Origin of the sequence: Verminephrobacter aporrectodeae subsp. tuberculatae At4 (genome assembly GCF_000193225.1) — a bacterium.
GTDB lineage: Bacteria > Pseudomonadota > Gammaproteobacteria > Burkholderiales > Burkholderiaceae_C > Acidovorax > Acidovorax aporrectodeae.
The window spans coordinates 1-9,809 of sequence record NZ_AFAL01000691.1; the positions used below are offsets into that span (position 1 = coordinate 1).

The following is a 9,809-nucleotide window of genomic DNA, read 5'->3' on the forward strand; positions in this document are numbered from 1 at the left end:
CGACCTGGGCCCCACCGTGGCCGCGTGGCTGGCGGAGACCCCGTATGCGCTGCCGTCCACGCGCAGCGGCTTCCCCGGCTTCGAGCCGCTGCGCTACTGGCGCGGCCCGGTCTGGCAGCACGTCAACATGCTGATCGCCGATGGCCTGCAACGCCAGGGCCATGCCCATTTGGCGCAGGCCATCCAGGCGTGCTCGGCGGCGTTGTTCGAGGCATCGGGCTTTCACGAGTACTACGACCCGCTGACGGGGCACGGTCTGGGCGGCAGGGCATTCTCCTGGACGGCGGCGACTTGTCTGCACTGGACCGACGGTGCGATGAAGAAGCAAGCGGGGGGGCCTGAACGGGCCTCGATGCGATCGACCACCGTGCGAACCGCTTCGCCATCGGCCACATCCACAACATACGTTTGCAGCGGCAGGCTGGCAGCGTCACTTTCCAGCAGCAACGCCATATCCGCGCTGATGTACTTGCGCGCAAACGGGGCGTTTGGAGCCATGTAGCGCTTGACCAGTGGGGTAGAGGTGCCAGACGGTTGCTTTGCCAGCGGGAGACCAGCCGCGTGAGCTGCTGACGGCGGTAGCCGCTGGTGTGGCCCGGCGGCGCAAGCACCCCTTTGTCGGCCTTGCCAAGGCGCAGGAATAGTCGAAGCGGTTGAGCACCCGGCTGATGTGCGCGTAACGCTCCTCATCATCCTGGCTGGGGGTGAATTGCACCACCGCGCTGGCGACCAAAAACGGTTCAATTTGCGCGATCGTCGTGCGCCGCGTCTCGTCCATGTGGACCACCATTTCCCGATGATCAACCCACCCTCGCTGGGGGCCTGCAACCGCCCCTTCAGACTCATACCTCGTTGGACAAGGCTGGCTCTTGACACGCATTGCAACCTCAGTGACAATGCCTGCTCGAAGCTGAACGCGACTGCTTTTCATTTTCACTCACTCCCCAAAGAGGTTTGACATGGTCCGCACTCTCTCCGATGTACGCACCGCCAAGTACCAGCGAGGTCAAGCTATGACCGAGGACCTTTGCGATTTTGTCAATGGCGGCGTTGTGTCAAGTGGCACCCAGCGTGGCCTGCGGCCAGAGCATGACACCTTCGCACGCGGCAATCTGCGCGTGGCACGCTTTGGTGTCGTAGGCCCCATCGCCGCCGACGATGTCAATCGGTGTTCCGAACGGAATCTGCTCAAGCAAATCGGTCAGGACCTCGCTGTCGCCCATCTCCTGATGGGTCATCAGCGCCGCGCAAATTTGGCCGGTCCTTGTGTCCATCGCCAGATGGACCTTGCGCCAGGTGCGGCGCTTGGACCAAGCGTGTGTGCGCACCTTCCATTCGCCCTCGCCGTAGAGCTTGAGGCCTGTGCTGTCGACGGCCAAGTGCAGTGGCTCACCCGGGCGCAGCGCGGGCAAGACGACTTGCAGGCTTTGCGCGCGGCGGCTCAGGGTCGTGTAGCTGGGTACTGGCAGATTCGGGAAGGCGAGCCGGTGCAGGCTTTGAGCGAATCCTTGCAGCGCACGCAGAGGCAGATCAAACACCTGCTTGAGACTGAGCAAGCCTTGGATGATGGCGTCCGGGTAGACGATCGGGCGTCCGCGCCTGGAGACATCCGCAGCCGGTGCGGGCCTCAGAAGGTTCTTGTCAATCCACACCGCGATATCTCCTCTGGCAATCAGCCCGGCGTCGTACTGCGCCCAGTTCTTGACACGGTAAGTCGCCTTGGACTCGGTTCGTTGGCTGGTGTCTCTGCGCATGTTCCCTGGCAAAAGATTGGGAATGTACGCGGTCCGTGTCGCAACTGGCCGCAACTGGCACAAGCGTCCGCTTCGCCGCTGCGCGTAAGCGCGCCATGCGGCCCAAGATTTATGCAACAACGCTGTCCGGGATGCGAAAGGTAGGTTGCATGTTCATTCAAATATTTCAATCTCATTTGATTAATTCCGCAAATCGCATCGCGATCTGCTCGGAAGACGACGGTCTCACGTACGGGGAGCTCAACGCGCAAGCTGAATCGCTGGCGTTGATGCTCCATGCGAGAGGCGTCAAACCGGGTCAGCTCGTCCTGCTGTTCATGTCCCGCTCGCCTGCGATCATCATGGGCATGCTGGGCGTCATGATGGCGGGCTGCGCATATACCGTGATTGAGGTGGAGAGTGCGCCGAGGGACCAGTTGCGGCGGCTGGCCGACGTCGCGGCCGACTTCCTGATTGTCTCCAGCGACCTGGAGCATCTTGCCGTGGAAACTGGGCTGCCGTGGTGCACGCCGTCCGGGTATCTGGCCGATCTGATCCGGCCGCCGCTTCCGGTCGTGCCGAGCGATGCAACTGCGTACATGCTCTTTACGTCTGGCTCGACTGGTATGCCCAAGGGTGTCGCGGTTAGTCACGACAATCTCGCGCACTACTGCGCTGGCCTCGTCGCCCGGCTCGGTTTAGTGGACGGCATGACGTTCGCGCATGTGAGCACGCTGTCGGCCGATCTCGGAAACACTTGCCTGTTCACGTCGCTGTGGAGCGGCGGGACTCTATATCTCGCGGGCGAACACGAACGCAAGGATCCGATGGCAATGATGTTGGCGCTGGTACGCCACCGCGTGAATGTCTTAAAGATCACTCCGACGCACTGGAGATCGATCCTCTCCGTCGTGCAGGCAGTAGGTGAGCATGCGCCGAATCTGGACTGGCTGATCTTGGGTGGCGAGCGGCTGCAGACCGGTCTTGCCCGGAGGACGCTCGAGAGCGGCGTAACTAGGTGTCTGGTCAATCACTACGGACCGACGGAAACCACGATCGGCGTGACGGTCCAGTTGGTCGCGCTCGACGCGCTTGGCAAAGACGAGGACGCAAGTGTTCCGATCGGCCGCCCTTTCGGCCGGACCATAGTTAAGATCAAGACCACCGAAGATCGATTCGGTACGGTCGACATTGAGGGTGAGCTGTATATCGGCGGGCCATCCGTCGCGCAAGGCTATCGGAACAGGGTGGAGGCGACTCGCGAACGTTTCGTTGAGCTGGGGGACGACTCGGGTCGCTATTACAGGACCGGAGACTGGGTGCGCGCGGACGACGACGGTACGATCACGTTCCTCGGCCGAGTGGACCGCCAAGTTAAGGTCAACGGTTATCGGGTCGAACTAGAGCATGTCGAGAGATCTGTGCGCGAAATGGCGCATATCGGTCACGCCATCGTTGTGCATCACCGTCATCAGGAACACGATTATCTGCTGTGCGCATATGAAGGCTTGGCGCAGGAAACGGCCGTGTTACGCGGTGAGATGCGGCATCGCGTGCCGACCTATATGATTCCCACGGTCTTTGAACACCACGCTTCGCTGCCAACCAATGCCAACGGCAAGTTGGACGTTGGCGCCATCAATCGGTCGTTGGTTGATACATTCTTGCGCAAGCACGCACCTGGCGCGACGCAGGATGAGGTGGTCCAGCAGGAAGTCGATCTCGAGAAGATCATCACGCGTATCCTCGGAAAATATGTCAGTGGGAAAACCTTTTCGGTGGACGATAGCTTCTTCGACATGGGCGCTGATTCACTGGATGCGATCCAGCTCATCGCGGAACTTCAATCGAAAGGCTATCCCGTCAGCGCGCATGCGTTTCTGGCGCGGCCGACCGTGAATGGATTGCTCGCGACGATCAACGGCGAGCACCCGAGAACTACGCACGAACCGGTGGCCGAACTCGAAGCCGATCGGTGGCCGTGTTCTCCTGCTCAGCAAAAATTCTTGGCGCATGGTTTTGCCGAGCCGAATCAATGGAACCAGGCGATGGTGCTGGAACTCGGCATCCAACTCGATCCGTTGGTGCTTGAGCGTGCGTTCGCTCGGCTCATCTCCGAACATGTACTGGTATGCGCTAGTTTCTACCGGGACGAAACGCTCGGCGCATGGTACTTCCGTCCTATGCCGCCGGGGACCTCGGTGCTGTCCGTCTACGTCGCGCCACAGAAGGCGGGTCATGGTCTGGAGCCGCTCGTAAACGAGCGGTACCGGCACTTGGCGACGCAGATCGACATTGAGACCGGGAAAACCTTTCGCGCGGAACTGCTGGTTGTTCGCGGCAAGCATGTCATGGTGCTGGTGGGGCACCACCTCGTGGTGGACGTTATCTCATGGCGGATCCTCCTTGACGATTTGATGCGGCACTACGCGGTGCTCGAAGGGGTCGAGCCGGCGGCCCAGGCAATCCAGTCCTGTTCATTCGGACGGTGGTGCACGCATCTGGAGACTCATCGGGCGCACCTGCAATTGGATCGGAACTATTGGCTGGCCCAGCCCGGCGAAGAGCCTCGCCCGGCCTTGGATGCCGGTGTGGAGAAGCATTCCGGCACCGCATGGATCACCTTCAGTGCCGAGGAGACGGAAGCGCTGTTGAAGAGCGCCGCCGTGCAGAATGCGGGAGTCGACCGCATGTTGCTTGCCCGTTTCTTCGAGCAGTGCGCGCAAGCGCGTCCGGACGAGGTGGTGCAGATCGACGTGGAAAGCCACGGCCGCCTGTCCCTTTCGCCCGATGTCGACATATCAAGGACTGTCGGCTGGTTTACGTCGACGTTTCCCGTGGCGTTCGAGCGCGGGCAGATCGCGTCAGGCGAATGGGTGGGGGCCCTGCATGATCGGCTGAATCGTCTGCCGAATCTAGGACACGCGCATGCGTTGATTGATGGTTTGCCGGACGTCGCAGCGTCGCGGTATTGCTTCAATTTCCTCGGCCAGCAGCGCCTGGGCCTGCGAAACAACTGGAAGCTCCGGCCTGCGAGCATTGAACTGCCTGGTCTCAGGGGGATGCAGAACGATCGAATCTATGACCTGAAGCTGACTGGAAAGATCGCGGAAGGCCAACTCGTGCTCGACCTCAATTTCGATGCGAGCAGCGACTTTGCGCAATCCATTGCACAATTCGCCAGCGATCTGAAGGAGCGCATTCTGTGCTCGGTAGACCGGAGCCTGCGATCAACTGGTGTGCTTCGGATACACGATGCGAACTCATCGGGCGCGCTGTGGAATGTTCCCGCCGATATCCTGTCGCCCAAGGACGCGGGAGGGAAGCGCCGCTCGTACGAAAGGATCTTTATGACCGGTGCGAACGGTTTCATCGGCATCCACACACTCTACGAGTTGATGTCGAAGACCGATGCGCACATTATCTGTCTCGTGCGCGGCGATGGAACCGAAGGTGCGACTTGCCGGCTGTTCGATGCTTGGTCGGCATTCTTCAAGGCTCGTGAATTCAGCGCATACAGATCGAGGATTTCGGTGATATCGGGTGACATCACGCTGCCCCGTCTCGGCATGAGCGATGACGAATGGGACATGACGAACTGTTCGGTGGATGCCATCTATCACTTTGCCGCCGATACCCGATTGGTCGGCAGCGGAGCGGAAATGCGGGCGAACATTCTGCATTCGACCAGAGAAATCGTTCGGCTCGCTGAACAAGGACGCCTCAAGGATCTGCATTTTATGTCTACGCTCGCGGTGAGCGGTATGTGTCCAGGCGACGAGCCATGCACCTTCGCCGAGGATTCACTCGACGTCGGCCAGACCTTCTTCAACGAGTACGAGCGCACGAAATTCGATGCCGAGGTTCTGATCAGGAGTTTCGCCTACCAAGGACGTAATGTGTTCATCTACCGGTCGGGAAACGTGACAGGACATTCGCGAACCGGTCGGTTCCAGCGCAATGCCGGGGCCAATCGCTGGATCCAGTGTCTGAGGGCCATCGTCGCACTTGGTAAGGTGCCGCGCATTTATGAGGAAGAAATCGTGCTGAGTCCAGTCGACATTGTGGCCCAAGGCATTGTGGCCATCTCGCTGGACTGCAGGCTGTCCGGAGGCACTTTCCACGTGGACTCCGAGCATGCGGTGCCGGTCAGCATGTTCATCGACGCGATAAAAGTCCTGGGTGCGTGTATCGAACGGGTGGACTGTGCGAATCTCGAGGAGCTGTTCAAGCATTCCGGTCAGCTCGATCACCCGGATATTGCCTTGGGATATTTCTGGGCGGCGCGGGGAAGCCGTAACACGCGCTACGACAACAGAAAGACGCTCACCATGCTGGCGCGCTCGGGAATAACCTTTCTGCCGCTCGACGATATGTGGGCGGCGCGCTTCGTTGAGAACCTCTGGCAGTCTGGAACACTACCGTTGGACGAACGGACGACCTCTGTGCATCGGGTTTCGGGTCTCATTACGCAATAAGCCAGGACGACGACATGATCAATCATCACGTAGCTGCTGTATCCGGTGGAACCTCTGGTATTGGCCATGCGGTACTAGAGACACTGCTGCAGGCCGGCGTCAAGGTCAGCTTTAGCGGAAGGCGCGTCGACCGCATCCAACAAATCGCCGCGAAACATAATGAGATAAGCCACTGGGTCGAGGGTGTTGCCGCCGATTCAGTTGACGAGAATCACGTCGCACAGATCTTCGATGCGGCGCACCGCGCGTTCGGCGAGCCGCCTTCGGCGTTCGTCCTGTGTGCGGGACGAGGTCTGCCGGGTTCGGTGACCAGCTCCGACGCAGCGCTGTGGGAGGAACTGTTGCGCGTTAATCTACTGGGCGTCATGCGCCAGCTGCGCGCTTGTGCAACGTTTTACAAGGAATCGTATAGCCCTGACAGCGGTGGCATCAGGGACATTGTCGTCGTCGGCTCGACGGTCGGTCGTTCCTTGTCCGCGGGAAATCCGGTCTACGGGGCGACGAAGTTTGCGCTGCATTCGTTGGTTGAGTCGCTGCGGCAGGAACTGTGCGGAGATGGTGTTCGCGTCAGTCTGATTGAACCGGGCTTCGTCAAGACCGAATTCCAGGCCACAGCTGGCTACGACATGAAATGGTTCAACGACATTGAGCATACCCAGGGGCCACTCTTATCGCCTCACGAGGTGGCCGAGTCGATCTGCTTTGTCCTCAAGCAACCGCCGCATGTGCATATCGACGACATCCGAATTCGACCTACGCGGCAACGCGTATGACTTATAGATGCAACTCTGTTTCATAACCTGCTAAGGAAGGCACTCATGGATACTCTGACTTCGTCATCGTTGAAAGCTACGGTTCCAGCCGTGGTTGCTAGTGAACTCAATACCCATACGCTGCTGCAGTTGGCCATGCGAAAGATTGGGGCAATTCATGTGAAGGAGTTTTACCCGAAAGTGTTCGCTGAAAGCGCGGCAGAACAGGCGATCAATCATCCAAAGCTCGGGAACTATAACAAGAAATACACGAGCAGTGTCGGGCGCATCTGCATGCCGCATATCGATTCCGAGTGGAACGAAACCGCCGCGCAGAAATATCACAACGAAGCAATCGAGAACATCCATGATTTGCGCACAATGTTCGCGCCGCAAGCCACGCCGGCCGATTATGTTCGTCTGCTGCTGCAGGAGTACTGGCCGGGCGGTTCCAACATTCAGCGTCTGCATGGACGCACTTGCTTTGTCGGAGCGATTCGCGTATTTAAGCCATCGACGTCGCAGTTCTATCCGCACCACGATCGTATCGACGAAGAGTCGGATGCGCCAGAGCTGGCTGGCCTCGTCGAACAACTCGTGGCGAACATGTATCTGCGTACACCCAAGCAAGGCGGTAATCTGCAATTGTGGTTGCGCGATCCGTCCGAAGATGAAAAGACGCTGATTCGTGATGTCGAGGGCTTGCTCCCAGAAAGCGTCGAAGAACCGGCGCTGGTGCTTCACCCGGACGCCGGCGATCTCATCATCTTCAGTTCGAGAATGCTGCACGCGGTGACGCCGAGCCAGGACAGCTATCGCATTGGCATGGCGGCCTTCATCGGCTGCTATGGGCCGGATCGTCCATTGAGTTATTGGAGTTGAGGCTCCCTACGTTGGTCCCAGTATTGCGATCATGACGACATGCGTTCGGATATTTTGCGCGAAGGCAATGGACGCGGTCATGTTAGAGAAGGCGAGTGCGATCGTCGGTGGGTGACCTCACCGCCGGTCGTCCAATGCGCTCACATATTGACTGACGCACTGTAGGGATCGGGACAAGCAGTTGATTGAGATCTTTTCCTTTTGATCGAGAAACCCGTTGGTTTTCCTCAAGGAGTGGCAGAAATGCTTGGACAAAAATCAATAATCGAACAGTCTTCTGCACAATATAGCGACCGGCATCGCTGGAAGATCCTGGGTTTAGGCGTTTTGGCAAACGCAAGTTTCGCTGCTGTGTTTCAGGGTTTACCCACCACGTCCGTGCTTATGCGGATGAATTACAACCTGTCGAACGATCAGCTGGGATTGGCACTCGGCCTGCTCGGCTTGGGGATTGCAGTCAGCGAAATACCCTGGGGGCTGCTGACCGACCGCTGGGGAGATCGGCGCGTGCTGTTGATTGGCCTGGGCGCAATATCTCTGATGTTATGCCTGTTCGCCCTATTCGGTTCGCCGACGCCCACCTATGTTCCTGGCCCGTGGCAGTTGGCGCTGGGTTTGTTCATCGTCGGTCTGCTTGGCGGGAGCGTCAACGGATCGAGCGGCCGTGCGGTGATGTCATGGTTCAAGAATAACGAACAGGGCTTTGCCATGAGCATTCGGCAAATTGCCTACCCGTTGGGCGGGGGGATAGGGGCGTTGCTGCTGCCTATTGTCGCGTCGCGGTACGGCTTTAATGCGACGTTCGCGGTGTTGGCGTTCGGGGCCATTGTAGCGGCCGGCCTCACCTGGGTGTGGCTCCACGAGCCGCCCGAGAAACCCAGTCAAGACGCTGGGGTCAAGGGGGAGGCAAGCAGCGTTGGGGGAACTGAGCAAGTGGCTCCCAGCCCGTTGCGCGACCTGAAGATATGGCGGCTGATCGCCGCAATCGGTCTGTTCAGTGTCCCGCAGTTCGCCGTCATCACGTTCGCATCGATCTTCCTGCACGACGTCTGCAATGCCGGGATCTCCGTGACCGCCAGTGTCATGATCGCCATTCAGTCGGGTGCAATCGTAGCGCGGATCTGGAGCGGACGCTGGACTGACAAGCATGGCAACCGGCCGTTCTATCTGATCCGGTGTAGCCTGTTGGTTGCCGTGTCCTTTGCGGTCTTGGCGCTGTCCCTGTTCTTCATGGATCTGTTGCCCGTCGACAGTTCGATCAAACTGGTGACCACTGCCGCGTTACTCATCGTGGCCGGCATATGCGTGTCGGCCTGGACTGGTATCGCGAATGCGGAGCTCGCCGTACAGGTAGGGATCCGTCGCGTCGGCACTGCATTGGGCATGTGCAATACAGCGGTCTACACAGCGTTGTTCGTCGCGCCGTACTTTACGCCAATCATTGCGAAATTGTGGTCGTGGCCTGCCGCGTGGTTAATGGCGAGCCTGTTTGCCCTTTCCGCCAACGTACTGTTCCGTCGTTCGAAAACGAGCTAGAGAAGGTCTGCACAACACCCGCTAAAACGGGCATTCATGCGTGATTTTTCAGATGACAGGAATTCCAGTCATCCAGCTCGCACGGCTGTGGCGTTTCAGGATGGGTGGCACATCAGTAACGACATGTTCATCCGCCATGACGGCGTGTTTACCTACGTTGGGTGCGCCGACGACATGGTCAAGCGGGGGGCGAGTGGGTCTCGCCATACGTTGTGGAGGATGAACTGCTCAAGCTCCCGTCCGTGTTGGAATGTGCGGTGGTGGGTGTCCAGGCCATCTCGTTATACACAAGCCCCCCTCGCATGAGCTATGCTACTTATTTCATAGCGAAAGCACACAATGATCTGGGCAGTCACGGAATTCAAGAGCATGAACCTGGGGGACCCCAGGCGCAAACAGCGTGCGATCCACCTGATCGAGAGCTTGAG

At 58.9% G+C, this 9,809-nt stretch carries 6 protein-coding genes and 1 pseudogene; 6 read left to right on the plus strand and 1 reads right to left on the minus strand.

All coding sequences use genetic code 11. The annotated features are described in order from the left end of the window. Positions 1-502: MGH1-like glycoside hydrolase domain-containing protein (locus tag VTU_RS33935; protein ID WP_010107635.1), on the plus strand; the 502-nt coding region annotated here is incomplete at its 5' end. A gap of 556 nt (positions 503-1,058) precedes the next feature. Here VTU_RS33935 and VTU_RS28760 read toward each other — a convergent pair. Next, positions 1,059-1,754: pseudogene (locus VTU_RS28760) on the minus strand (IS5 family transposase); the annotation flags it as partial. Positions 1,755-1,789: 35 nt separating this feature from the next. Here VTU_RS28760 and VTU_RS0119365 point away from each other — a divergent pair. The 5 genes from VTU_RS0119365 to VTU_RS35730 all read left to right on the plus strand — a co-directional run. Continuing rightward, complete coding sequence (locus VTU_RS0119365; protein ID WP_138927961.1) at positions 1,790-6,211, plus strand: non-ribosomal peptide synthetase; 4,422 nt, start codon at positions 1,790-1,792, stop codon at positions 6,209-6,211. Between the two features lie 14 nt (positions 6,212-6,225). Next, on the plus strand, positions 6,226-6,984 hold the full coding sequence (locus tag VTU_RS0119370) for an SDR family oxidoreductase (protein WP_010107638.1): 759 nt from the start codon (positions 6,226-6,228) through the stop codon (positions 6,982-6,984). 45 nt (positions 6,985-7,029) lie between these two features. Then, a complete protein-coding gene (locus VTU_RS0119375; protein WP_050809541.1) occupies positions 7,030-7,845 on the plus strand; it encodes a 2OG-Fe(II) oxygenase in 816 nt (271 codons plus the stop codon). A 351-nt stretch (positions 7,846-8,196) separates the two neighbouring features. After that, the gene (locus VTU_RS0119380; RefSeq protein ID WP_010107640.1) at positions 8,197-9,381 is read left to right on the plus strand and encodes an MFS transporter; all 1,185 of its coding nucleotides are present in this window, start codon (positions 8,197-8,199) and stop codon (positions 9,379-9,381) included. 339 nt (positions 9,382-9,720) lie between these two features. After that, positions 9,721-9,809, plus strand: an 89-nt coding sequence (locus tag VTU_RS35730) for an IS4/Tn5 family transposase DNA-binding protein (protein WP_138927962.1), incomplete at its 3' end; no start/stop codon positions are given.

Bases quoted from the DNA above. Each gene is read 5' to 3' on its own strand.
- VTU_RS0119375 (WP_050809541.1), top strand. From the start codon at position 7,030: ATGGATACTCTGACTTCGTCATCGTTGAAAGCTACGGTTCCAGCCGTG.
- VTU_RS0119370 (WP_010107638.1), top strand. From the start codon at position 6,226: ATGATCAATCATCACGTAGCTGCTGTATCCGGTGGAACCTCTGGTATT.